This window comes from Pseudomonas monteilii NBRC 103158 = DSM 14164 (assembly GCF_000730605.1).
Taxonomy (GTDB): Bacteria; Pseudomonadota; Gammaproteobacteria; order Pseudomonadales; family Pseudomonadaceae; genus Aquipseudomonas; species Aquipseudomonas monteilii.
Genome location: NZ_BBIS01000009.1, coordinates 198,542 through 221,992, shown reverse-complemented (window position 1 = coordinate 221,992; position 23,451 = coordinate 198,542). Strand labels below are relative to the sequence as shown.

Annotated in this window: 29 protein-coding genes and 2 pseudogenes; 21 read left to right on the top strand and 10 right to left on the bottom strand. The window is 62.5% G+C overall.

From position 1 onward, the window contains the following. The first annotated feature begins 2 nt into the window (after positions 1-2). The 5 genes from PM2_RS04920 to PM2_RS04900 all read left to right on the top strand — a co-directional run bounded on the left by PM2_RS04920 (position 3) and on the right by PM2_RS04900 (position 3,803). Positions 3-1,055: a catalase family peroxidase gene (locus tag PM2_RS04920; protein WP_028698772.1), complete on the top strand. Its 1,053-nt coding sequence runs from the start codon at positions 3-5 to the stop codon at positions 1,053-1,055. Further along, a complete protein-coding gene (locus PM2_RS04915) occupies positions 1,052-1,585 on the top strand; it encodes a cytochrome b (RefSeq protein ID WP_016714122.1) in 534 nt (177 codons plus the stop codon). Before PM2_RS04920 ends, PM2_RS04915 begins: the two co-directional genes overlap by 4 nt. 83 nt (positions 1,586-1,668) lie before the next feature. Beyond that, positions 1,669-2,874 carry an MFS transporter gene (locus PM2_RS04910; RefSeq protein WP_028698771.1) on the top strand — a complete coding sequence of 402 codons (1,206 nt, stop codon included), beginning with the start codon at positions 1,669-1,671 and terminating at the stop codon, positions 2,872-2,874. Between the two features lie 81 nt (positions 2,875-2,955). Beyond that, a complete protein-coding gene (locus PM2_RS04905; RefSeq protein WP_003248033.1) occupies positions 2,956-3,501 on the top strand; it encodes a cupin domain-containing protein in 546 nt (181 codons plus the stop codon). 2 nt (positions 3,502-3,503) lie between these two features. Next, entirely contained in the window at positions 3,504-3,803 is a 300-nt protein-coding gene (locus PM2_RS04900; RefSeq protein WP_016714124.1) for a DUF7693 family protein, read from the top strand. Here the strand turns inward: PM2_RS04900 and PM2_RS04895 are convergent. Both PM2_RS04895 and PM2_RS04890 read right to left on the bottom strand, forming a co-directional pair. Beyond that, on the bottom strand, positions 3,776-4,390 hold the full coding sequence (locus PM2_RS04895; RefSeq protein ID WP_016714125.1) for a 2-hydroxychromene-2-carboxylate isomerase: 615 nt from the start codon (positions 4,388-4,390) through the stop codon (positions 3,776-3,778). The genes PM2_RS04900 and PM2_RS04895 overlap by 28 nt on opposite strands. Before the next feature lie 30 nt (positions 4,391-4,420). Then, a complete protein-coding gene (locus PM2_RS04890; protein ID WP_016714126.1) occupies positions 4,421-5,152 on the bottom strand; it encodes an SDR family oxidoreductase in 732 nt (243 codons plus the stop codon). Between the two features lie 89 nt (positions 5,153-5,241). Between PM2_RS04890 and PM2_RS04885 the strand changes: the two genes are divergently transcribed. Next, a complete protein-coding gene (locus PM2_RS04885; protein WP_016714127.1) occupies positions 5,242-5,805 on the top strand; it encodes a TetR/AcrR family transcriptional regulator in 564 nt (187 codons plus the stop codon). Beyond that, positions 5,792-6,385 (top strand): eCIS core domain-containing protein, encoded by a 594-nt coding sequence (locus tag PM2_RS04880; protein ID WP_016714128.1) that lies wholly within the window; start codon positions 5,792-5,794, stop codon positions 6,383-6,385. The genes PM2_RS04885 and PM2_RS04880 overlap by 14 nt, the downstream gene beginning before the upstream one ends. Positions 6,386-6,432: 47 nt before the next feature. Here the strand turns inward: PM2_RS04880 and PM2_RS04875 are convergent, their stop codons facing one another. Beyond that, a complete protein-coding gene (locus PM2_RS04875) occupies positions 6,433-7,425 on the bottom strand; it encodes a bile acid:sodium symporter family protein (protein WP_372237738.1) in 993 nt (330 codons plus the stop codon). 119 nt (positions 7,426-7,544) lie between these two features. Between PM2_RS04875 and ampC the strand changes: the two genes are divergently transcribed. Beyond that, a complete protein-coding gene (gene ampC / locus PM2_RS04870) occupies positions 7,545-8,687 on the top strand; it encodes a class C beta-lactamase (protein ID WP_016714130.1) in 1,143 nt (380 codons plus the stop codon). Positions 8,688-8,988: 301 nt separating this feature from the next. Further along, positions 8,989-9,321, top strand: a complete 333-nt coding sequence (locus PM2_RS04865) for a hypothetical protein (RefSeq protein ID WP_003253895.1) — start codon at positions 8,989-8,991, stop codon at positions 9,319-9,321. 46 nt (positions 9,322-9,367) lie between these two features. Here the strand turns inward: PM2_RS04865 and PM2_RS04860 are convergent, their stop codons facing one another. The 4 genes from PM2_RS04860 to PM2_RS04845 all read right to left on the bottom strand — a co-directional run bounded on the left by PM2_RS04860 (position 9,368) and on the right by PM2_RS04845 (position 11,426). Beyond that, complete coding sequence (locus tag PM2_RS04860) at positions 9,368-9,679, bottom strand: hypothetical protein (RefSeq protein WP_016714131.1); 312 nt, start codon at positions 9,677-9,679, stop codon at positions 9,368-9,370. A 145-nt stretch (positions 9,680-9,824) separates the two neighbouring features. Then, positions 9,825-10,013, bottom strand: a complete 189-nt coding sequence (locus PM2_RS04855) for a hypothetical protein (RefSeq protein ID WP_003253897.1) — start codon at positions 10,011-10,013, stop codon at positions 9,825-9,827. Positions 10,014-10,151: 138 nt separating this feature from the next. Next, positions 10,152-10,472 carry a YbjQ family protein gene (locus PM2_RS04850; RefSeq protein WP_016714132.1) on the bottom strand — a complete coding sequence of 107 codons (321 nt, stop codon included), beginning with the start codon at positions 10,470-10,472 and terminating at the stop codon, positions 10,152-10,154. 69 nt (positions 10,473-10,541) lie between these two features. Further along, positions 10,542-11,426: an O-acetylserine/cysteine exporter gene (locus PM2_RS04845; protein ID WP_016714133.1), complete on the bottom strand. Its 885-nt coding sequence runs from the start codon at positions 11,424-11,426 to the stop codon at positions 10,542-10,544. A gap of 246 nt (positions 11,427-11,672) precedes the next feature. Between PM2_RS04845 and PM2_RS04840 the strand changes: the two are divergent. Then, positions 11,673-12,542, top strand: a pseudogene (locus tag PM2_RS04840) (NAD(P)/FAD-dependent oxidoreductase); the annotation flags it as partial. Positions 12,543-12,587: 45 nt separating this feature from the next. Here PM2_RS04840 and PM2_RS04835 read toward each other — a convergent pair. After that, entirely contained in the window at positions 12,588-13,199 is a 612-nt protein-coding gene (locus tag PM2_RS04835; RefSeq protein WP_016714135.1) for an FMN-dependent NADH-azoreductase, read from the bottom strand. A 133-nt stretch (positions 13,200-13,332) separates the two neighbouring features. On the opposite strand from PM2_RS04835, the gene PM2_RS04830 reads away from it, so the two are divergent. After that, complete coding sequence (locus PM2_RS04830; RefSeq protein WP_016714136.1) at positions 13,333-14,235, top strand: LysR substrate-binding domain-containing protein; 903 nt, start codon at positions 13,333-13,335, stop codon at positions 14,233-14,235. Further along, positions 14,228-14,587: an MmcQ/YjbR family DNA-binding protein gene (locus PM2_RS04825; protein WP_028698770.1), complete on the top strand. Its 360-nt coding sequence runs from the start codon at positions 14,228-14,230 to the stop codon at positions 14,585-14,587. The genes PM2_RS04830 and PM2_RS04825 overlap by 8 nt, the downstream gene beginning before the upstream one ends. A 62-nt stretch (positions 14,588-14,649) precedes the next feature. On the opposite strand, the gene PM2_RS04820 is transcribed toward PM2_RS04825, so the two are convergent. After that, positions 14,650-15,063: a DUF1294 domain-containing protein gene (locus tag PM2_RS04820; protein ID WP_016714138.1), complete on the bottom strand. Its 414-nt coding sequence runs from the start codon at positions 15,061-15,063 to the stop codon at positions 14,650-14,652. After that, positions 15,056-15,886, bottom strand: a complete 831-nt coding sequence (locus PM2_RS04815) for an undecaprenyl-diphosphate phosphatase (protein ID WP_016714139.1) — start codon at positions 15,884-15,886, stop codon at positions 15,056-15,058. The genes PM2_RS04820 and PM2_RS04815 overlap by 8 nt, the downstream gene beginning before the upstream one ends. A gap of 300 nt (positions 15,887-16,186) precedes the next feature. On the opposite strand from PM2_RS04815, the pseudogene mcpP reads away from it, so the two are divergent. From mcpP to fapE, 9 genes and pseudogenes are all read left to right on the top strand, one after another. After that, a pseudogene (gene mcpP, locus PM2_RS31995) lies at positions 16,187-16,948 on the top strand (methyl-accepting chemotaxis protein McpP); the annotation flags it as partial. Positions 16,949-17,086: 138 nt separating this feature from the next. Further along, positions 17,087-17,821, top strand: a complete 735-nt coding sequence (locus PM2_RS31990; RefSeq protein WP_411431212.1) for a methyl-accepting chemotaxis protein — start codon at positions 17,087-17,089, stop codon at positions 17,819-17,821. Positions 17,822-17,914: 93 nt separating this feature from the next. After that, complete coding sequence (gene pnuC, locus PM2_RS04805) at positions 17,915-18,481, top strand: nicotinamide riboside transporter PnuC (protein WP_028698768.1); 567 nt, start codon at positions 17,915-17,917, stop codon at positions 18,479-18,481. Continuing rightward, positions 18,478-19,047 (top strand): AAA family ATPase, encoded by a 570-nt coding sequence (locus tag PM2_RS04800; RefSeq protein WP_016714142.1) that lies wholly within the window; start codon positions 18,478-18,480, stop codon positions 19,045-19,047. Before pnuC ends, PM2_RS04800 begins: the two co-directional genes overlap by 4 nt. Before the next feature lie 297 nt (positions 19,048-19,344). Then, on the top strand, positions 19,345-19,785 hold the full coding sequence (gene fapA, locus PM2_RS04795; RefSeq protein WP_028698767.1) for a functional amyloid chaperone FapA: 441 nt from the start codon (positions 19,345-19,347) through the stop codon (positions 19,783-19,785). A gap of 1 nt (position 19,786) precedes the next feature. Further along, positions 19,787-20,365 (top strand): fibril amyloid subunit FapB, encoded by a 579-nt coding sequence (gene fapB / locus PM2_RS04790; RefSeq protein WP_016714144.1) that lies wholly within the window; start codon positions 19,787-19,789, stop codon positions 20,363-20,365. A gap of 51 nt (positions 20,366-20,416) precedes the next feature. Further along, the gene (fapC, locus tag PM2_RS04785; RefSeq protein WP_016714145.1) at positions 20,417-21,868 is read left to right on the top strand and encodes an amyloid-like fimbrin subunit FapC; all 1,452 of its coding nucleotides are present in this window, start codon (positions 20,417-20,419) and stop codon (positions 21,866-21,868) included. A 63-nt stretch (positions 21,869-21,931) separates the two neighbouring features. After that, positions 21,932-22,612 carry a fibril amyloid maturation endopeptidase FapD gene (gene fapD / locus PM2_RS04780; RefSeq protein WP_016714146.1) on the top strand — a complete coding sequence of 227 codons (681 nt, stop codon included), beginning with the start codon at positions 21,932-21,934 and terminating at the stop codon, positions 22,610-22,612. 45 nt (positions 22,613-22,657) lie between these two features. Next, positions 22,658-23,410, top strand: coding sequence for a fibril amyloid subunit FapE (gene fapE / locus PM2_RS04775; RefSeq protein WP_016714147.1), 753 nt, complete (start codon positions 22,658-22,660; stop codon positions 23,408-23,410). Positions 23,411-23,451 lie beyond the last annotated feature (41 nt).

The window sequence follows — 23,451 nt, the reverse complement described above, 5'->3', positions numbered from 1 at the left end:
CGATGACCATGAACTCACCCTTGCACGGCCCGGCCAAAGCGTTGCGCCTGGCTGCCATCGGCGCCGTGATGCTGGCCGCAGGCGCCGGCTTTGCCTATGCCGCCGGCTGGCTCGGCGAAAGCCGGCTGACGCCGCAGCGCATCATCGACACCTTCGAAGCCCAGGCCGGGCATTACCCGGGCTACCGCAAGAACCACGCCAAAGGCCTGTGCGTCAGCGGCTACTTCCAGGCCAGCGGGCAGGCCGCCAAGCTGTCCACGGCGCGAGCATTCAGCCAGTCCCGGGTGCCGGTGATCGGCCGTTTCGCCATCGGCGGTGCCAACCCGTTTGCCCCGGACACCGGCATTCCGGTACGCAGCCTGGCGATTCAGCTGAGCACCGACGACGGCCAAGTCTGGCGCACCGGCATGAACAACCCGCCAGTGCTGGCGGTCAGCACCCCACAAGGGTTCTACGAGCAAGTGCTGGCGGGCGCACCAGACCCAACCACCCACAAGCCGGACCCCGCCAGGCTACAGGCGTTCTTTGCTGCCCACCCGGAAAGCGCGGCGTTTCGCCAATGGGCGGCCAGCTACAAGCCCAGCGACAGCTTCGCCAGCACGCAATACCACAGCATCAATGCCTTCCGCCTGATCGACCCGGCCGGGGTGGCCCACCCGGTGCGCTGGCAGCTTGAGCCGCAAGCCGCGTTTGCCGCGTTGCCTGCCCAAGTAGATGACAAGCAGTTCCTGCAACACGACCTGCAGCAGCGCTTGGCCCAAGCCCCGCTACGCTGGACGCTGCGCCTGGTGCTGGCCGACCCGGGCGATGCAGTGGACGATCCTGCCCGCCCCTGGCCCACCGAGCGGCGCAGTGTAGACGCCGGCACCCTGGTGCTGGAGCACGTCGACGCCCCGGAACAAGGAGCCTGCCGCGACCTCAACTTCGACCCGCTGATTCTGCCACACGGCATCGAGGCGTCAGGCGACCCGATTCTCGCCGCCCGTTCCGCCGCCTATTCGGAATCGTTCAATCGTCGCAGCCGTGAATCGCTCAGCACCGGAGCCCAGCCATGAGACCAGAAGCCTTCCACCCGTTCGCCCGTTTGCTGCACTGGTTGATGGCCGTGCTGATCCTGGCCATGTTGTTCATCGGCGTAAGCATGGTCGCCGACCTGTCACCGCGCCACCCCGTGCTGATCAGCCTGCACAAGGCCACCGGCCTGGCCCTGCTGGTACTGGTCGTGCTGCGCATCGCTGTACGCCTGGCCGTGCCTCACCCGCCGCTGCCGCAGGCGCTACCGACACTGCAGCGCCGGGCCGCCGGGGCCTCGCACCTGTTGCTCTATGCCCTGATGCTGGCCATGCCGTTGCTGGGCTGGGCCATGCTGTCGGCCGGCGACTACCCTCGCCCGTTGGGCTTGCCCGCCATCGCCCCGCACAACCTGCAGTTGTATGCCGTGCTGCGCCAGGCCCATGGCTGGGCTGGCTACCTGCTGTTCGCCACGGTGCTGGTGCATGTGGCGGCGGCTTTGATGCACGCGTGGGTGCGCCGCGACGGCGTGTTGCGTAGCATGTGGCCTGGCCCCCTGCGTCGCAGCGACTGACCGGTAGCAGCCCAGGGGTTCGACAAACGATAACCGTTCTTAATAAGATCGGCTTTCACTTGCCGCACTACCCTGGACTGCCCATGAACGTCGCAAAGGATTCTGCAACCTTCCTACCTGCCAGCACGCTGGACTTGCGTCCACTGCTGCTGGCCAACATGGCCTGTACCATGTCGATGATGGCCTTCGTCGCCCTGATCGGCCCGATCGCCCGCCAACTCGGCATGGCCACCTGGCAGGCCGGGGCCGCCGTAACGGTGGCCGGCGTGGTTTGGGTGCTGCTGGCCCGGCCCTGGGGCCGGGCTTCAGACCGGCTGGGCCGCCGGCGCATTCTGTTGCTGGGCACTGCGGGGTTCACACTGGCGTACTGGCTATTGTGCCTGTTCGTTGAAGGTGCATTGCGCTTCATGCCAGGGGCGACCCTGGCCTTCTTCGGCCTGATGGTCGCGCGCGGCTGTATCGGCGCTTTCTATGCCGCCATTCCGGTAGGCTGCAACGCACTGATCGCCGACCATGTCGAGCCGCAGCGGCGCGCGCGCGCCATGGCCTCGCTAGGGGCGGCCAACGCCGTCGGTCTGGTGGTCGGGCCAGCGCTGGCTGCGCTACTGGCGCGGCATAGCCTGAGCCTGCCATTCCATATCATGTCACTGCTGCCGGCCAGCGCCTTCCTTGTGCTGCTGTTCACCCTCAAGCCGCAGGCCCTGCCCCACAGCCACGCCCCCAGCCCGGTGCGGTTAGGCGACCCGCGCCTGCGCCGGCCCTTACTGGTGGCGTTCAGCGCCATGCTCAGTGTCACCGTGTCGCAGATCGTCGTCGGTTTCTTCGCCCTCGACCGCCTGCACCTGGGCCCGGCAGAAGCGGCCCAGGCCGCCGGCATCGCGCTGACTACCGTAGGCGTGGCGCTGATGCTGTCGCAGATACTGCTGCGCAAGCTGGAATGGCCGCCGCTGAAGATGATCCGGGTAGGCGCCACGGTTTCGGCCATAGGCTTTGCCTGCGGCTCGCTCGCGGCTACCGCACCTTGGCTATGGGCGTGCTACTTCGTCGCGGCAGCCGGCATGGGCTTTGTCTTCCCGTCGTTCTCAGCGCTGGCGGCCAATGCCATGCAGGCGTCTGAACAAGGCGCTACAGCCGGCTCCATTGGCGCGGCACAAGGCATGGGCGCCGTGATCGGGCCGCTGGCCGGTACCTTGGTGTATGCGCTCGATCCGTGCTTGCCATTCCTGGCCGTGGCCGTGCTGTTGTTACTGGTCGGGTTGTGGCCGATGCCGCGTGAACAGCGGCTTTGAGAAGCACAGCGCGCAAGCGCGCAGAGTGTGTTTTAATGCGCATCGCTCATTATTATTGACACCTCTGATTACAAGGCGGCTATGGACACGGGGACGCGACTCAAACTGGTGCGTGAACGCAACAACCTCTCCCAACGGGAACTGGCCCGTCGCAGCGGGCTGACCAATTCGACGATCTCGCAGATCGAGCAGAATCGCGTCAGCCCTTCGGTCAGCTCCCTGAAAAAACTGCTTGAAGGCATTCCCATGAGCCTGGCGGAGTTTTTCAGCTTCGACGAGCCGGTGCGTGAAGAGCGCTATGTGTTCCGGGGTGGCGAACAGCCCGACTTGGGCCGCAACGGCCTGCGCATGTTGCTGGTCGGTGCAAGTGTCGAAGGCCGACAGATGCGCATGCTGCGCGAACTGTATGCCCCCGGCGCCGACTCGGGCGAGCCAATCGTGCATGCCGAGGGCGAAGAATGTGGCCTGGTCACTCGCGGCACCGTGGAGCTGTGGGTCGATGGCCAGGTCAGCGTCCTCAACTCGGGCGATGGCTACTACATTCCCACTACCCTGCCGCACAGTTTCAAGAACATTGGCCCGGACGAGGCCGAGATCATCAGCGCCAACACCCCGGCGAATTTCTGACCTTGACGCAACGGGCCTCGCTGAACACGCGCGACATTTATCAATGCCTGCGCAACGCAGCCTTGGGCGTGCACCCACTTGAAGTGTGTGCACGCCACGCTGATAGCCTGGTCGATGTGAGCATTCAGGGTTGGCGATTGACGTTGGCCATGGATGCCGAAGGCCTTGCACACTGCGTCCACTGCCATGCCCCGGGCGGCCAGCAAGCCGGGCTCGAAGATTGGCAGCGCTACGGCACCAACCCGGTCGACCTGCTAAGCCTGTGGGAGCGCACTCAGCTGGAAAAGCTGCTAGCCCCTTGACTCAACGCCTCCTCGACAAAGTCCAGGCGGTCCTGCCCAAAGAACATCGCCTCACCCACAAAACAGGTCGGCGCACCAAATACCCCACGCGCCACAGACGCCTCGGTCGCCTGCTTGAGCGCCGCCTTCACTTCAACGTCAGCCGTCAGTGCGTGAAAAGCCTTTGGATCGAAGCCTGCCGCTGTCAGTGCTTCATCCAGAATGGCGCTGTCGCCCAGGTTACGCCGCTGCGCCCACAGCCCATTGAACAGCGCCGACAGCAACGACTCGAACCGCTCCGGTGAATGCAACTGGGTGCCGATCACGCCGCGCATCAAGCTCAGCGTATTGACCGGGAACCCCGGCGGCATGCCGAACGGCACGCCATAACGTGCGGCAAAGCGCGCCAGGTCGGTGAACATGTAGCGGCCCTTGGCCGGGATCATGGCCGGCGAAGCATTGCCAGTCGCCTGGAAAACGCCTCCCAGCAAAATTGGCCGGTAGCGCAGTGTGGCACCCTGGCGAGCGCACAGGCCCGGCAGTTGCGTCCAGGCCAGGTAGCTGGCCGGGCTGCCCAGGTCAAAATAGAAATCGACAGTGTTGTGCATGGGTTTCGGTCCTTGCTGGGTGAGAGGGGCTTACCAACGTTCCATCCAGGGGCGCAGGTCCAGTTCGAATGTCCAGGCATCTCGCGGCTGGGCGTGCAAGAACCAGTAGCTGTCGGCAATGTGCGCGGGGTCAAGAATGCCATCCTGATCCTTGAGGGCGTAACGCTCGGGGAAGCTGTCACGGATGAATGCCGTGTCGATGGCCCCGTCTACCACCACATGCGCGACATGGATGTTCCGCGGCCCCAGCTCGCGCGCCATGCTCTGGGCCAGGGCACGCAGGCCATGCTTGGCCCCGGCAAAAGCGGCGAACCCGGCTGCACCACGCGTGCCCGCGGTGGCGCCAGTGAACAGAATGGTGCCACGCTCACGTTGGACCATGCGCCGGGCAACTGCTTGAGCCGTGAGAAAACCGGCAAAGCAGGCCATTTCCCAGATCTTGAAGTACTTGCGCGGGGTTTCTTCAAGGATGCTGCAGGGAACATTGGCGCCGATGTTGAAGACAAACGCCTCGATAGGGCCAATATCACGCTCGATAGTCTCGACCAGCGCGGCCACTTCATCCTCCTTGCGCGCATCAGAACCAAACCCATGGGCCTTGCCGCCGGCAGCGTGTATTTCCTCCAGCAGCGGTTGCAGTTTTTCGGCCTGGCGCCGGGTCACGCAAGCGACATAACCCTCGCGGGCAAAGCGCTTGGCAATCTCACCCCCGGTGGCGTCGCCCGCACCAATCACCAGCACTGCTTTTTGTTGTTCTGCCATGCCTGTCTCCATTGGTAAATGATCGTTTAGTAAACGAACGCTATGTTAAGATCGCGGTTATCGTCAAGCCCGCCAGCAGAGGCATGTCAATGCGCTACTCCAATGAACACAAACAGCAAACCCGCGAGCGGCTGCTGGCCAGCAGCGGCGCGCTGGCCAAGCGGGGAGGCTTTTCCAGCACCGGCGTGGCCGGGCTGATGAAAGCGATCGGCTTGACCGGCGGCGCCTTCTACAACCACTTCCCGTCCAAAGACGACCTGTTCACTGAAGTGGTGCGCCAGGAGCTGTGCAACAGCCCGCTGGCACGCCTGGCCAGTTCGGGGGCAAGCCGCGAGCGGCTGGGCCGTTGCCTGCAGCAGTACCTGAGCCTGGCACACCTGCACAATGCCGAGGGTGGCTGCCCGCTGCCGCCGCTAGGTGTGGAAATCGCCCGGGCCGCCGCCCCCGTGCGCGAAGAGGCCGAGCACTGGCTGGTCAGCCTGCATCAGGCCTGGAGTGCAACACTGGAGGATGATCAACTGGCCTGGGTGCTCATCAGCCAATGCGTCGGTGCGTTGATGGTCGGGCGTATGCTGGCCACTGAGCGTGTGCAGTCGCAGGTGCTGGACGCAAGCCGCCAGTTTGTCGAAAAGGCCCTGCATGAAGCGGATTAGCCTGCTACTGGGCCTCACGCTGGCGCTGCCCGCGCTTGCCGATCAAGCGTGCCCACCCGGGCAATACCAAGTGTGCCTGATGGGGTGTTTTTGTGCGCCGATAGACCCTGGTCAGGCCGGCCAGATTCTCAAGGATGTGGAGGTCATGGCGTCTTCCAGCCTGACGTTCGCCTTGCGCCAGGCCAGGGATGAGGCCACCGCCAACGGCGTCGAGCCGATCCCGCTGCATATCAGGGCGCAACTCGAACCCTGGTACGACTTTGCCGTGCTTGACGCAGCGCGCTTCCGGGTGGGTGACGAACAGCAGATGAGCGCGGCCAATGCATTGTTGCAAAATCCTGATGTGAACGCTGTGACGCTGATCGACACGATCATCTTCCGCCGGGCCGACGATGCCGAAAACAACGTTGCCCTGTGGGCGCATGAGCTCAAGCATGTGCAGCAATATCAGGAACTGGGGGTAGAGGAATTCGCCCGGCGCTATACGCGCAACTACGACGACCTGGAGGGACCGGCCTACAAGATCGAGGCAGAGGTGGGCAAGGCATTGCGCGAACACGGCTCGGGCCAGGCCAGATAGCTGCAGCGGTACGCGACGCTGTGGGCGCGCCCGCTGCGCTTGGTTTTTCAGGACGCCGCCGATGCCTCTTCTGCCACCTGCTCTCGGCTGGCATAACGCTGCGCCAGCACCGCGCAGACCATCAACTGGATCTGATGGAACAGCATCAGCGGCAAGATCATCGCGCCAATGCCGCTGCCCACGAACAACACCTGGGCCATCGGTACGCCGGTCGCCAGGCTCTTCTTGGAGCCGGCGAACAGGATGGTGATACGGTCTTCCAGGTCAAAGCCCAGCATCTTGCCCAGCAGGCGAGTGCCAAACAGCACCACCGCCAGCAAAATCCCGCACACGGCGAACAACCCGGCCAGGTGCTGCGGCGATACCGTGTGCCACAGCCCGGTGACGACTGCCTCGCTGAAGGCGGTGTACACCACCAGCAGGATCGAGCCCTGGTCCACCACCTTGAGCCAACGGGCATTGCGCTTGACCCAGGCGCCGATCCAGCGCCGCGCAATCTGCCCCGCCACGAACGGCACCAGCAGTTGAAGGGTGATCTTCAGCACGGCATCCAGGCCAGAGCCGGTGTCGCCACTGGCGCCCAGCAGCATCATCACCAGCAACGGGGTAAGGAAGATGCCCAGCAGGCTGGACGCGGCAGCACTGCAAATGGCCGCCGGCACATTGCCACGGGCCAGCGAAGTGAACGCGATGGCCGACTGCACGGTAGCCGGCAAGGCACACAGGTAGAGCACGCCCAGGTACAGTTCATTGCCCACCAGCGGCACGAACAGCGGCTTGAAGGCCAGGCCCAGCAGCGGGAACAGCACGAACGTGCAGGAGAACACCAGCAGGTGCAGGCGCCAGTGCCCGGCACCGGCAATGATCGCCTCACGCGACAGCTTGGCGCCGTGCAGGAAGAACAGCAGGCCGATGGCCAGGTTGGTCAGCCAACCGAAATACACTGCGCCATCGCCCGAGCAAGGCAACACGGTGGCAATCAGCACCACCCCGAGCAAGGCCAGGGTGAAATTGTCGAATAACATGCGCAAATACTTCATCACTGTGTCCATCTTGTCATTGTGCAAGGGCAAACGATAAGGTCTGCGGCTTTTCGCCGCTAACGCCGGAACCCCCACCGGTATCGCTCAACGGACACACGCCACAAAAGGATCCCACCATGCCCCTCTCCCGCCTGGCCGCGCTTGCGGCCGCCATTACCCTCACGTTGGGCCATGCCAACGCCCAGGCCGATGACCAGCTGCAAGCCAAGGTAGACCGTATCATCCGCCCACTGATGCAGGCGCAAGGCATCAGCGGCATGGCCGTGGCCATCTACGCCCGCGACCACGCGCACTACTTCAGCTACGGCGTGGCCAGCAAGGCCGACAACGTGCCGGTGAGCCGTGACACGCTGTTCGAGATCGGTTCGCTGAGCAAGACCTACACCGCCACCCTGGCTGCACTGGCCAGTGCCGAGGGCCAGCTGGACCTCACAGCGCCGGCCAAGCGCTACCACCCGGCGCTGGCCGGCACGCCCATCGGCGACGCCACGGTGCTGGAACTGGGCGCCTACAGTGCCGACTGCCTGCCCTTGCAGTTCCCGGATGCGGTGCAAACCCCGCAGCAGGTCGTCGATTTCTTCCAACACTGGCAGCCCCACGCCAAGCCCGGTACGCAACGCTGCTATTCCAATCCTAGCCTTGGCTTGTTTGGTGACCTTGCCGCCCGCGCGCAGCACCAGCCATTTGCCACACTGATGACCGAAGGCCTGCTGCCGAAAATGGGCCTTGAGAACACCTACCTGCACATCCCGGCCAGCGCCCAGGGCCTTTATGCCCAAGGGTACGATGCCGCCGAAAAACCGGTGCGCGTCCGCCCCGGCCCGTACGCCGACGAAGCCTACGGCATCAAGAGCAGTGCCAGCGACTTGCTACGTTACGTGCGCCTGCATATGCAGCCTGAAGGCTTGCCAGCGACACTGGTGAAAGCCATCGACATCACCCAGCAAGGCTACTTCCAGGTCGGCGCCATGACGCAGGGCCTGGGCTGGGAACGCTACCCCTACCCGGCAACCCTGGCCACGCTGGTCGATGGCAACAGCCCGCGGCTGATCCGTGAACCCCAGGCAACCACACGCTTGCAACCGGCCCTGCCCGCCCAGCCGGCTGCCTGGTACAACAAAACCGGTTCAACCAACGGTTTTGGTGCCTACGCCGCGTTCGTGCCTTCCGAACAGCTGGCTATCGTGTTGCTGGCCAACCGAAACTACCCGAACGAAGCGCGGGTGCGCGCCGCCTTCGAGATACTGTCCGGCCTGTAGTACGAGCAGCGATTGTCGAACAAAACGACAGAAATGTAGTGCCAAAAAATATTCACTACAAAATGGTTGACGCCGTTCATCGCCCTTGTGCATGATGAAGCCGTCTCCCCGATCGGGAGCGGTGGCAAGGGTGTTCCAGACGGCCTGCGCGGTAACGCAGGCCGTCCGTGGAGAGGGAAACTGTCCAAAAGGCAGCGTGAGAAAGCCCCTGTTGCGATGCTGCTGTAGCAGCCTTGGTAGTGCGCTACACCGTGATAGCGCCAACTGTGAAAATCACCTACGAATGGGTAATGGGGGCTTTATGATGAACTTGAACAACAATCCGACTATCGACCAATTGGCCCAGCTGTTCGCCGTGCGCAAAGACAGCCTTGACGACCACCTGCTGTGGGTCAGCCAAACCGGTGAAGTGCGCCTCGACCGCCTGCCACCGAACACCGTCGAAGATGAATTTGAAGAGCACCTGCCCAGCATGCGTGCACGCTTCAAGGTCTACCGCCGTGGCCAGGGCTACGTCGGCAAGAAGGCCGCCGCCGACACCGAGTTCGTTGGCCGCGTGCTGCAGACCCTGCAACAAGAATGGCCCGCTGCCCGTGAGCAGCAGGCAGTCAAGGTGATCGAACCGCTCAATTGAGGGTTCCCGCCTTTACCTGAGCCCGGCCCACTTTGGCCGGGCTTTTTCATGCCTGGCGCCGCCGGCTGCAGGTTTCTGGCAAGGGCAAGGCACCGGTTGCCATCGCCCGGGCGCGGTCGACACCCCATACCAGGGCGCGGGTCATGGTCTCGCCCGGCCGTGTCGGGTAGTACTCCTCCAGCAGTGCACGCCCATCTCCAGCGTACAACCCCAAAAACAGCTGGGTGGCCCCCAGGCGCGACAGGCGCACCTGCACATCCAGCGTGGTGCCGTCACTGAGGGCTTCATCGTGGCTGCGGCTGTGCAGTTGGGCGTCGGCCCACTGCCAATAGGTCTTTTCCCTGACTCGCATGAGCATTCAATCCTCCGTTACTGGAATGCCCCGCCAGAAAACCACAACCTCGGCCAGCCGGCGAGTGCTACCCGGCAATGCCATGAGGCGGATCAACAAAGCGCAATAAAAACCCCGCCATTCAGCGGGGTCATGTCCGGGGGGGCGGGATTCACTTCTTCAGCGGAACCCGCGGCATGAAGCGGCCTTTTTTGCTGCGCTGCAGGTGTGCAGGCTGGAGCTGTTCGGAATCATCCAGCGTCATGTGGGCGAAGCCCAGGCGAAAGGCCGCCTGGCCGCAACGCACCTGGCTGTTGATAGGGAACGCGTCATTCAGGTCTTCGAAAAAGGATTCGCTCATGCCCTGTCTCCCTCCAGTGGCGGTCGCGTCGGCAACCAGAAGAGCTGCCCAGGAAACGCGGCCTGTGAAAATGAGACTAGCTGGTCATTTGCGGACCGCCCGGACAAGATTCCGGCAGCCGACCAGTGGCAACCCGCTCTACTTCAAGCGCACTGCCGTACCGGTGGCAAATACCACGACCATACCGCCCTGTACCGACGGCATGCTGATCTCGAAATCCACACCCACTACCGCATCGGCTTGCAACTGGCGTGCCCGAGCCTTGAGTGCTTCGGTTGCCTGCTCGCGCGCCTCGCGCAGCGCGCTCTCCAGGGTTTGCGAACGGCCGCCGAACACATCACGAAAGCGTGCAAAGAAATCGCGCACGAAGTTGATGCCCTGCACCGATTCGGAGCTGACCACGCCCAGGTATTCGGCAATCGGGCGGCCTTCGAGCTGGCTGGTGGTGGAAATGATCATGGGTGCGCTCCGCTGGCCTGGCAAAAGAGGCCGATTCTAACAGAGCGCAGTCCGGCAGATGGGGCCGCTTTACGCGTTGGCCGCGCGCAAGCGTTGGCCAACGCGCGCGCCAAACACGTTCACCAGCAACCCGACCATCACCAGCAATGCCCCCCAACCTTGGGTTGCGGTCAGCCGTTCGCCCAGCAGCAATGCCGACGAACTCAGGCCAATCACCGGCACCAGCAACGAAAAAGGTGCCACCTTGCCAGCCGGGTGGCGTGACAACAGCTTGCTCCACAAGCTGTAGCCAAGCATGGTGGCGACAAAGGCCAGGTACGCCAACGCCAGCACCGAGCTCCAGCTGATATTGGCCAGCGCATGGCCAATGCGCTCAGGCCCTTCCAGCCACCAGGACAACGCCAGGAACGGCAACGGCGGGATCAGGCCGCCCCAGATCACCAGTGCTACCAGGTCAACCGAACCAAACCGCCGAGTGATGATGTTACCCAGGCCCCACATGGCACCGCCGCACAGGGTCAGCACCAGCGCCAGCATGGGTACATGGCCACCGTCTTCGCTGCCGATCAATGCCAGGCCGCTGGCCGCCACCAGCAGCCCCAGCACGCTGGCCAAGCGCAGCCGCTCCCCCAGGAACAATGCCGCGAAACCGAGGGTGAAGAACGCTTGCGACTGCAAAATCAACGAGGCCAGCCCTGGCGGCATGCCGCTGTACATGGCCTGGAACAGAAAGGCGAACTGGCCCAGCGAAATGGTGGCCCCGTAGGCGATCAGCCAGCGCCACGGCAGTTTAGGCCGCCTGACCAGCAAGATGGCCGGAAACGCCACCAACAAGAAGCGCAATGCCCCCAGCAACATCGGCGGCAAGCCATCGAGGCCAACCTTGATGACCACGAAGTTGACTCCCCAGGCGACAATCACCACCAGGGCGATGAGCAGGTCCTTGAGCGGCATTGCGGGTTCCTTCTTCAGGCTTTTCTAGACATATTTCGTTACAGCATAAGGCTATTCCTTCGGCTGCGACCAGCACAGTTGTGGCCAAGGGTTGCGCAACAGTGACTGTTACTGCATGAAGTGCGAATGCGGTCAGCCTTGGTAACCAGGTGATCACCCGCCAACATTCTGAAGCACGCCTGCAGGCGTTCGTAACATCGTTGCCCCGCAACATGGTCTACCTTGTTAACCGAACTTGAAAAGGAGCGCTTCGTGCAAGGCACAGCTTTCCATATTGATGAACAGGCCCACCGCGTCAGCTACCGCACCCGCAGTGGCACCCAGTGTGCCCTGCCCTACGACCGCCTGATCATGGCCTGTGGCAGTGTGCTCAACCGGCCTGACATGGCCGGCATCGAGCACGTCTTCGATGTCGACAAGATCGACAGCGCCGCACGCCTGGAAGCCCACCTCAACTCCCTGGCCAGCTTGCCCGACACACCGGCACGCAACACCGTGGTAGTGGCCGGTGGCGGCTTTACCGGCATCGAAACGGCAACCGAACTTCCAGCGCGGCTGCGCAAAATCCGGGGTGAAGACGCCGCGTTACGCGTAGTAGTGGTCGACCGCGGCGCAACAATCGGTGCCGCCTTGGGTGACGGCATTCGCCCGGCCATCGAACAGGCCTGCGAGGCGTTGGGCGTGGAATGGATCTGTGGTGCCACGGTGGCCTCGGTAGACCCTGCCGGCGTGCTGCTGGACAACGGCCAGCGCATCGATGCCAGTACGGTGGTCTGGACAGTAGGTTTCAAGGCCAACCCGCTCACCGAACAGATCACCGGCGAGCGCGACCGCCAGGGCCGATTGCATGTGGATGGCAACCTCAAGGTCAAGGGCAATGATGCGGCGGCCGAGTTGATTGGCGTGGCGCCTATAACCTACAGCCAACCCAAGTACGTAACCTGCCTGGACCTGGGCGCCTGGGGCGCGGTGTATACCGAAGGATGGGCGCGTGCGGTGGCGCCGCCGGAGGCCAAGGTGTTGAAATCGCAGATCAACTCCGTGTGGATCTACCCGCCAGCGGCAGATCGTACAGCCGCTTTGGCGGCGGCTGATCCGAGTATTCCGGTGGCCTGACACGGCTTACCGGCAATGGGGCCGTGACGGGCCCCATGCTTGCCATCAGGCAGCAGCAAACAGCTCGTTGGCAATCTGAGCCTGGGCAGCGTCAATCGCCTGGCTACGGTGTTCCGGGCCATAGGCCAGGCCATGGGCGCGGACGATTTCCAGGTCGGTGACACCGATGAAGCCCAGGAACACTTTCAGGAAGTCCTCATGCCCCGCGCCCGTCGGCTGGCCAGCGTGCAGGCCACCGGCGGTAGAAACCAGCACCACCTTCTTGTCGCCACATAGGCCTTCCGGGCCAGCTTCGGTGTAGCGGAACGTTTTGCCGGCAACTGCCACGCGGTCGATCCAGGCCTTGAGTTGGGTCGGTACTGTGAAGTTGTACATCGGCGCGCCAATGACTACAGCATCAGCAGCCAGGAATTCGTCCAGGGTTTCAGCACTGAGCTTGGCTTCAAAAGCCTGGGCAGCATCGCGCATGTCTTCAGGGGTACCGGCAGCTACCAAGGTGGCGGCGGAAAAGTGGGCGATGGCGTCAGCGGCCAGGTCACGGTAAACCACTTCCACGCTTGGGTCGGCTGCTTTCCAGGCCTCGACCACTTCGCGGCTTAGCTGGCGGGAGGCGGAATTGTCGCCCAGGATGCTCGAATCGATGTGCAACAGTTTCATGGGACTCTCCTGTGATTGAAGACCGCGCCAGTGGGCGATCACGATGGGGAGAATCCTAGCGGGGTGCGTAATGGCTGATAAGGAGGCAAAAATGCGTTAGTTTGTCCCACAGGTGGAACAGTGAGACAGGCCCATGCAAGACCTTAACGACCTCTTTTACTTCGCGCGCGTCGTCGAAGCCGGTGGATTCGCCGCAGCCGGGCGCCAGCTGGGTATCCCCAAGTCGCGCCTGTCGCGGCGTATCGCCGAGCTGGAAGAACGCCTTGGCACGCGCTTGCTGCAACGCACCACGCGGCAGCTCAAGCTCACCGCAGTAGGTGAACGCTACCTGCATCATTGCCAGGCCATGCTGCTGGAAGCCGAAGCTGCCGATGAAGCCGTAGCCAGCATGAGCAGTGAACCGCGCGGGCGCTTGCGGGTGTCATGCCCGGTGGCGCTGGCACACGCGTTCCTGCCAGATGTGATCAGCCGTTTTCTTGAGCAGTACCCGCTGGTGCAACTGGACATGGTGCTGCTCAACCGCCGGGTCGACCTGATTTCCGAAGGCATCGACGTAGCGCTGCGCGTGCGTGACCTGGGCGATGAAGACCCGGCGCTGGTCACCCGCCGCCTTCGCCAGGCGCAAATGCAGCTGGTGGCTGCCCCCGGGTTTGCCGATCACATTCGCGAACCTGCAGAGTTGGCGTCGTTGCCCGTGCTGGGGGCCGCCGAAGCCGACCGCTTGGTACACTTGCGCCTGCTCGGTCCACAGGGCAAGCAGCAGGAAATTGCTTTGGAGCCGCGCCTGGCCATTGATGATTTCGTAGTACGTAATGCTGCTGTACGGGCCGGACTAGGGTTCACTGCGCTGCCCAGCATGTTCTGCGAAGAAGAACTGGAACGCGGCGAGCTGGTGCGCCTGCTGCCCGAGTGGTCATTGCCGGGCGGGTATCTGCAGGCCGTGTATCCGCACCGGCGTGGTTTGCTGCCCGCTGTGCGGGTGTGGATCGATCACCTGGCAGCGTCATTCGAAGCTTGTGGAGAGCGGTATGTCTGAAAGGAAGATGAGCGAAGCCCAAGTGGCGGCGTTTTGCCTGAGCCTGCCGGGTGCGCGAGAAGACTACAAATGGGGTGGCATTCGGGTGTTTTCAGTAGCGGGCAACAAGATGTTCGCCGTGCTCGACCTGGCCGGTGCGGGTTTGTCGTTCAAGGTGGCCGATGAACTGTTTCTCGGCTACTGCGACCGCCCAGGGGTACGACCAGCGCCCTATCTGGCGCGGGCAAAATGGATCAGCATGGCGCTGCCCTACCCCATGGGGCGTGATGAGCTGTGTGATATGTTGCAGCGCTCGCACCAACTGGTGGTGCGCCGGCTGCCGAAGCGCTTGCAGGTGGGGTTGGTGATATAGATAGACAGCCTGTACTGGCCCCTTCGCAGGCAAGCCCGCGAAGGGGCCGGTACAGGCTGCGCTCAAGTGAAGGGCAGATAACGCCCCTCAAAAAACAGCCAGTCCGCCCAGAACACTTGGTGCACCAGCACAATCCCCCAGCACACCAGCTGGTATGAAACCTTGCGGGTCTTGTGCCGGAACACCTGCTGCGCCACCAGCGCCCCCGGCCAGCCACCCAACAGCTCACTGGCATGCAGCACTTTCTCGGGCGTACGCCAGGCCTGGGTACGCGCCTGTTGCTTATCCTGCCAATACAGCAACAGGCTGATCAGGCTCATGGCCGGGTACAGCGCCAACGGCCACCAGGCCTGGTCGTTCCAGGCCATGCGCGCAGCGCCCAACCCGGGCAACAGGCACAATACCCCCAACAGCAGCAGTTTCAGGCGCACATTGCGTACGCCCTCCGCCCGTTGCCCGCGCAACACCTCAGCCATGAGCTGTCGACCAGTCAACCCAGCCGAACTGCCAGGTCGCCAGAATCAGCACGCCGAACACAATGCGATACCAGGCAAACGCCGCGTAGCTGTGGTTGGCAATGAACTTGAGCAACGCACGCACGGCGATCATGGCGAAGATGAACGACGTCACGAAGCCAATCGCAAACACCGGCAAGTCACTGGGCTGGAACAGGTCACGGTACTTGTAACCCGAATACACCGCCGCACCGACCATGGTCGGCATCGCCAGAAAGAACGAAAATTCGGTCGCGGCCTTGCGCGACAAGCCGAACAGCAGGCCGCCAATGATGGTCGAGCCCGAGCGGGAAGTGCCCGGAATCATTGCCAGGCACTGGATGAAGCCGATCTTCAGCGCATGGGTCCAGCGCATGTCGTCCACATGGTCCACCTGCACGCGGTGCTCGCGGCGCTCGGCCCAGAGCATGATGACGCCACCCACCACCAATGCCGCCGCCACGGTGATCGGGTTGAACAGGTACTCGTGAATCAGGTCGGCGAACAGCACGCCCAGTACGACCGCCGGCATGAACGCCAACAGCAGGTTGCCGGTGAAACGCCGCGCCTTGGGCTGGCTGGCCAGGCCAAACACCACTTCGAAAATTTTGCCACGAAACTCCCACACCACCGCCAGGATCGCTGCCAGCTGAATGATGATGTTGAATGCCATGGCACGCTCACCGCCAAAACCTATCAGGTCGGCGACGATGATCTGGTGCCCGGTACTGGAGATCGGCAGAAACTCTGTCAGCCCTTCGACCACGCCTAAGATGATTGCCTGAAAGGCAGTCCAAAAATCCATCATTCCCCCGGATGGAGCGCCGCTTGCTGCGGGCCCCTTGTTCTTGATTTGCTTGAATTTGCCGCACGCGGCCCGGCTGTTTTACAGCGACTGTTGGGCGCAACGCCAGTAGAAAAGTTCACGCTCGCTAAAGGTTTCATCTTGCGCGGCCGAAATCCTAGCAGAGCGCCTTTGCAATCGCTTTACGCGACCTGCTGCAGACTATTTCAAAGATAGCACTTAGCCATTAGTCGAGTGGGGGCCTGTCGCAAAGCATGCTTGGATGCACCTCAATAAAAAGAACAATGCGGGAGCTCCTGGATGAACACGTTAAGATCGATGTCGATCAGCCGGCGCCTGTGGCTGATCCTTGTGGTGGCGGTGGCCATGCTGGTGGTGCTGGGGCTGCTTATGCTGCGCCAGATCCACGGTGACCTTTACCAGGCCAAAGCGGAAAAAACCCGCCATGTGGTGCAGACCGCCGCTGGCGTGCTGGCCTATTACCAAGGGCTGGAGGCGGCCGGCACGCTCAGCCGCGAAGCCGCCCAGCAACAGGCACTGCAGGTGGTACGTGCGTTGCGCTACGACCACGATGACTACTTCTGGATCAACGACCTGGGGCCAAAGATGATCATGCATCCGGCCAACCCCAAGCTCGATGGCCAGGACCTTTCTGCCATTCGCGACCCCGACGGCTTTGCCGTATTCAACGAAATGGTCGCCTTGGCCCGCCAGCAGGGTGTAGGGCCGGTCAACTACCGCTGGCCCAAACCCGGTGCCAGCGAGCCGGTGGCCAAGACTTCCTATATCCAGCTGTTCAAACCCTGGGGCTGGATCATCGGTTCGGGCGTGTACGTCGATGACGTGCAGGCCGAATTCGCCCGCCAGTTGCGCGATGCCTCGCTGGTGGGTGTGGGTATTGCCTTGCTGATGGCACTGGTAGTCCTGCTGATTGCGCGCAGCATTGCCCGCCCCTTGCAGGAGGCTGTGCAGGCCATGGGCAATATCGCCAGCGGCGAAAGCGACCTGACTCGGCGCCTGGACACCCACGGCCGTGACGAAATCACCCACCTGGGCGAGCACTTCAACCGTTTCAACGGCAAGCTGCAGGGTGTGGTCGGCCAGCTGCAAGGGGCGGCCCACGCGCTGGCCCAGTCCGCCGGGCACGTCGGCGACAATGCAGGCGCCGCACAGCAGCACAGCGCCCAACAATCGCTACAGATGGACCAGGTAGCCACCGCCGTGAACGAGGTGACCTATGCCGTGCAGGACGTGGCCAAGACTGCCGAACAGGCCGCCGGGGAAATGCGCACCGCACAGCAGCAGGTAACCCATGGCCAGCAAGCGATTCATAGCAGCCTGGCGCAGATCGACCGGTTGTCGCTGACCATCGACCAGGCCGTGCAGGTGATTCGCGATCTGGCCGGCCACAGCACGCGCATCGGCGGTGTGCTCGATGTCATCCGCTCCATCGCCGAGCAGACCAACCTGCTGGCGTTGAATGCTGCCATCGAAGCGGCACGGGCCGGGGAACAAGGCCGTGGCTTTGCCGTGGTCGCCGACGAAGTTCGCCTGCTCGCGCAGCGCACCGCACAATCGACGGCCGAGATCCACACCATGATCGAACACCTGCAAAGCCAGTCGGACGCAGCGGTCAAAGCCATCGACACCAGCAGCGAAGCCTCGCGCCAAACCGTCGAGCAGGCCCGAGAAGCCGGTGCGAGCCTGGACGCTATCAACCAGGCACTGACCAACCTGACCGCGCTGAATGCCTCCATTGCCAGCGCCACCTTGCAGCAGTCGCATGTGGTCGAGGAGATCAACCGCAATGTGCTGGATACCGCCGGGCTGTCCCAGCAGACGGCCGATGCGGCGCGCCAGTCCAGCGATGCCGGGGTGGCATTGGGGCAGTTGAGCGAAGAGTTAGAGCAATTACTGCGGCAGTTCCGAGTATAACTGCCAAAATGCCGGGGGCGCTTTGCGCCCTACACCTTCCCTGGCCGACCCGCTACAATCGCGGCCCTCTCCCGCAGTCTCCAAGGATCGCCGATGTCCGGCCTTGAACTCATCGCCGCCGTCCTCGGCGTCACCGCTGTCTGGCTCACGGTCAAACAAAACACCTGGTGCTGGCCAATCGGCCTGGTCATGGTGCTGATCTATGGCTGGCTGTTCTACGAGGTAAAGCTGTACTCGGGCATGCTGCTGCAGCTGGCCTACGCCATCCTGCAACTGTACGGCTGGTGGCAATGGAAACGCCCCGGCCGCACCGAGGACGCCCGCCAGGTATCGCGCCTGCAAGGCCCAGCGTTATTTGCCGGCCTGGCTGCCGGGGTACTCCTGAGCGCAGCCTTGGGCACGGCCATGGCCAACTGGACCGATGCCGTCCTGCCCTGGCTCGACGCCACCCTGACCGGTTTCAGTCTGGTGGCGCAACTGTGGATTGCCCAGAAGCGCCTGCAATGCTGGCCGCTGTGGGTGGCCGTAGACATCGTCTATGTAGGCCTGTACCTGCACCAGCAGCTGTACTTCACGGCAGGCTTCTTTGCCGTGCTCACCCTGATTGCCGTGCGCGGTTGGCTGGAATGGCGCCGCGACCCGGCGTTGGCGCAACCATGAGCACACAACACGCCATGAAGGTCCTGGTGCTGTGCGGCCCCGAATCCAGCGGCAAGAGCTGGCTCAGCGGTGTGATCCAGGCGCATTTCGGCGGCGTGGTGGTGGCCGAGTACGTGCGCCACTTCATCGACCAGGAGTGCCGCGATACCTGCTATGCCGATATCCCTGCCATCGCACACGGCCAGTTGGCCTGGGAAGACCGGGCGCGCGAACAGGCGCCACCGCTGCTGATCCTCGACACCCACCTGCTCAGCAACATGCTCTGGAGCCGCGCCTTGTTCAATGACTGCCCGGCCTGGCTGGAACAAGCCTTGCTTGAACGGCACTACGACCTGCACCTGCTGCTGAGCCCACAGGGGGTGGACTGGGTTGCCGATGGCCAGCGCAGCCAACCCGACATCAACGACCGCCAGCGTTTTTTCGACGACAGCCTGGCCTGGCTGAAACAGCACAATCAGGCGCACCAGATACTTGAGGGCAATTGGCCACAGCGTCAGTTGCTGGCCTTGCAAGCCGTTGCTACGCTTCTTGATAGCGATGCGCCATCCTGCCCGACCGAGTGTTAACCCACTGACACACTCTAGTGGGGCAAAGCCCCCGGAATTGCGGGCCTTCCCCCCGTTTCGGGGGCAGTGTCAACCCCATGAAACAACCCTGCAAAAACCCTTCCAATCAAGGCCACAGCTGGCTTGGCCAGCAACGCTCACGGCTGGCTGTTTCACCGCTGAGACAGAATGCGCCGCAGTTTGTCAGCCTCTTGCCCTAACTGTCTGATCTAAAAACGATTATCAAAAGCGGCACACCATCTGCTCTGTCCTTTGCATCGCTGAACAAGGCCAGCGCTCAAAGAAGGAGTTGCCGTCGTGAGGAAGAGTGACAAACGCCTCTATCACCTGTTGTTGGCGGGTTGTGTACTGGGGGCATTGAGCCTCACGGCCCACGCAGACAAAGGAATCATCATCATCAAGCGCGACGTGCAGGTGCGCAACGCGACGATCCCGCCCTTGATCCCTGACCCGAGCCCGACCACTGTCAACGCCAACCCTTCTGCCCACGTGCTCAAGCAAACCAACGAACTGAGCGATGGCGATTTCGCCAGCATCAGCAGTGGCGCCGGCATCAGCAACATGATTACCCAGCAGACCAACAACTTGGGGGGCAACCTCGGCAACCAGAACCAATTGCCCATCCTGTCAGGCGGCCGTGGCACGGGGGGCGCGGGTAACGGCATCTCCAACATGGTCAACTCAAGTGTGCAACGCGGCCTCGCGCCGTTGCAGATCCTGACCGGCGGGGGCAAGTGACATGAAGCACATGTTGCTGATTCTGGCCACCCTGTGCAGTACGCCAGGCTTCGCCGATTCCCTGGTTCCCGTCATCAACAATGCCAACATCGACAGCTCGGGCAGTCGCTATCAGGGCAACCTCTCCGTCAACCAGGCCGCCGGCGACAAACAGCAACAGGCCAATGCGCGGGCCATCGCTGTCGGGCCTGAAGCGAATGCCAGCACGCAGATCCGGCAACGGCTGAACACACCCGCCGACCCGACGATGGATGCCCGCTCGACCATTCAAGGCAACGCGTTCAGCAACGGCAGTGGTGCGCTGGGCGTCAACCAGAGTGCCGGCGCCAATACCCAGCAAGCCAATGCCCTGAGCATAACCCTCAGTGCTCAACCGCAAAGCATCGACGACAGCGTCCTCATGCAACAGAACGTGGCGCTGCTCAACAACTCCGGTCCAACTGACACCCCAACAGGCCATCGCCAGGTCACCACCAGTGACCAGGCCTTCACCGGTAGCCGCGGGGTGATCCAGTTGAACCAGAGTGCCGGGGTGGGAAACCGAATGGCCAACACCTTGAGCATCCGGGTCGCGGATTGACCCTTTCAGTTAAGAACGACACTTAACCAACATAGAGTACGGAGAATCACCATGAAACCCTCGATGGCAATCAAGCCTCTGGTGTTCGCAATTGCTGCGGTCATGGCTGTTGCTGTACAAGCTGGGCAGAACGATCGGCGCAATGACCACCACAACGGCCACCATAACAATGGTCATCACACGCCTCCTCCAACCAAAATCCCTGTGTATGCAACGGCCAATGCCTGGGATACCCAAACCAGCACCGATAACCGTATCAGCAATCAAGGCACCATCAACGAAGCCGAGATGAACCAGTCGGGCGAAGGCTCCAGTGGCAACGTCGGTATCAACGTGGCGGCCGGTAACGGCAACCAGCAGGATAACGCCGCAGCCATTGCCAACGCCGGCTCCGAGTCGAGCCTGGACAACAGCTTCGTGTTCGGCATGGCCAGTGCTACTGCCGATGTCGTGCAAACCAGCGACAACAACCGGGTCGACAACTATTCGACCCAGTCGTCTGCTGTGATGAGCGGCTCGGCCAGCGGGGCTGAGGGCAACATCGGCATCAACATCGCCGGTGGCGACCTCAACCAACAGAAAAACACCATGGCCATCGCCAACACCGGTGCGCCTCTGGGTAACGCCACTGCCACGGCTTCTGCCGAACAGGACGGGCCAGGCCTGGTCGTGAACAACAGCGCGGACCGCACCTACCGCGTCGACACGATCACCATCACCACCTCGGCCAGCGGTTCGAGCTCGCGTGATGGTACGTTCAACTCGACCGACGACCGCAGCTCCTCGTCGAGCTTCAGCGTGGCCGGCTCGCAAAGCGCCAGCTCCAGCGGCTCTAGCGGCTGGAACTCCAGCGGCTCGAAATCCAGCAACGCCAGTGGCTCCAGCAGCATGTCGGCAAGCGGTTCCAACGGCTGGAATGCCAGTGGCTCTGCCAGTGGCAGCAACAGCTCGTCGAGCAGCGCCAGCCTGAACGCTTCGCTGGATGCCGCAGCCAATGCTACGCGCACCTTCACCACCGATGATGGCCGCCGCGAACGCACCCGCTCCAGCACCTTCGATGGCTCGCTCAGTGCATCGTTGGACGTATCGGTCGACAAGTCGCACGAAAGTGCATACGACTCGTCGTTCGAGAAAGCCTTCGACTCCAGCTACGACAAGACGCGCCAATCGTCTTACGACAAGTCCAAAGACTCTTCGTACACCAAGTCTCACGACTCTTCGTACGAGAATGCTTCGGCCTCGGCGTTTGAAAAGTCTGGCGAGAAATCGAAACAATCCTCGAACGACGTTTCGAAGAGCTACAGCGAAAGCAGCGCTTACGACTTGAGCAATACTGTGTCCTTCCAAGTGCTGACCCCGACCGGCTGGGCCAACCCTGTTACCAATACTGCAACCCTTAGCGGTTCGGTCAACGGTGGCAGCGGCAACCTGGGCGTGAACGTGGCAGCCGGTGTGGGCAACCAGCAGAGCAACTCGCTGGCCATTTCCAACACCTCGTTCTAAACGCTGCGCTTGAGGCCCCCTTCGGGGGGCCTTTCTTCAACACCCACCGGAAGGCATCCGATCATGCGCATTATTGCCTTGGCGTTTTTGCTGTGCCTAGCCAGCGTGAGCGAAGCCGCACAAATGCCGCTGTCCGTCCTGCCGGGCGGCGCCGTGGTGTTCAAACCCATCCAGAGCGTGCGTGAACGCAAGTTCGCCGACCTGGTGCAACAAAAAACCGACTTCAGTTGCGGCGCCGCCGCGCTGGCGACCATCCTGCGCCAGGCCTACTGGCTGGATGTGGACGAACATCAGATCATCGAAGGCATGCTGGCCCACGCCGACCAGAACCTGGTGCGCACGCAAGGCTTCTCGATGCTCGACATGAAACGCTACGTCGAAAGCCTGGGGATGCGTGCCCGCGGCTACCGGGTAGCACCCGACACCCTGCACAGTGTGCGCATCCCGGTCGTGGTGCTGATGGACGTGCGCGGCTACAAGCATTTCGTGGTCATGCAAAAGGTCGACAAAGGCTGGGTGTACATCGGTGACCCGGTGCTAGGCCACAAGCGCTACAAGATCGATGATTTCCTCAAGGGCTGGAACGGCATCATCTTCGCTGTGATCGGCCAAGGGTACGACAAGAACAATGTCCTGCTCGACCCGCCCCTGCCACTGACTGCCAAGGGCCGGGTGAACAACTTCACCCCAGTGAAGGACACCGAGCTGCTGGACTTCGGCTTCATCAAAAGCGACTTCTTCTAACGACTGTTCGAATGACAAGGAGCATGAGGCTCCAGGGAGCATTTCATGAAGACTTCATTGTGGCTGGCCATGGCCTGCCTGGCCGCCAGCCTGCCAAGCCACGCCGAGGCGCTGAAACCCATCGAACTCAAGGACCAGGAGCTGGCCAACCTGCGTGGCCGCTATGTGATGCCGGGGCGCATCGTGAGTTTCGGGATTGTCATGTCCAGCACCTGGCAAAATGCCAAAGGGGACGTGATCGGGGCGACATCCACGCTGCAAGTTCAGCAGTCGACCATCAAGCCCCAGTTCTATGTCTCGATGATCGACGAAAAAGGCACCGGTGCCACGTCGAGCGGTGCCGCTTCTGCGGGCACGGGCGTGGTCACAGGTGGAAACGGCCTGACCACCACCGAGGGTGTCACCCAGGTAGTGCGTGCAGCCGGTGACAACAATACGGCCTACAACAACGTTGATATCAACGTCACCAAAGCCAACCAGGCCCCCGCCGTGCAGCAGCAAGGCCAGGTACTGGCCGCTGGCCAGACCCTGGTCGGTGAAAACGGCGCCGGCTCGCTCAGCGTGTCCTCGACCGGCGTGGGCGTGCAGCTCAATATCAATGCCAGCAATAACCAGGGCAGCAGCGTGCAGCGCCTGGCCCAGGGCGGCCTGATGCAGAATTCGACGCTGCTCGGCAATGGCAACCTGGTCAACAACGTCACTTCCCTGAATGTGGTCATGCGTGAAAGCGTGCCAACGGCCGCCTCGCTGAACGGTAGCCTCGACCAGCTCAAAGGTCTTCGCACCTTCGGATACTGATCTACGCTCAGTCTCATCAAAAGTAGTCGGAAGGGACGGCA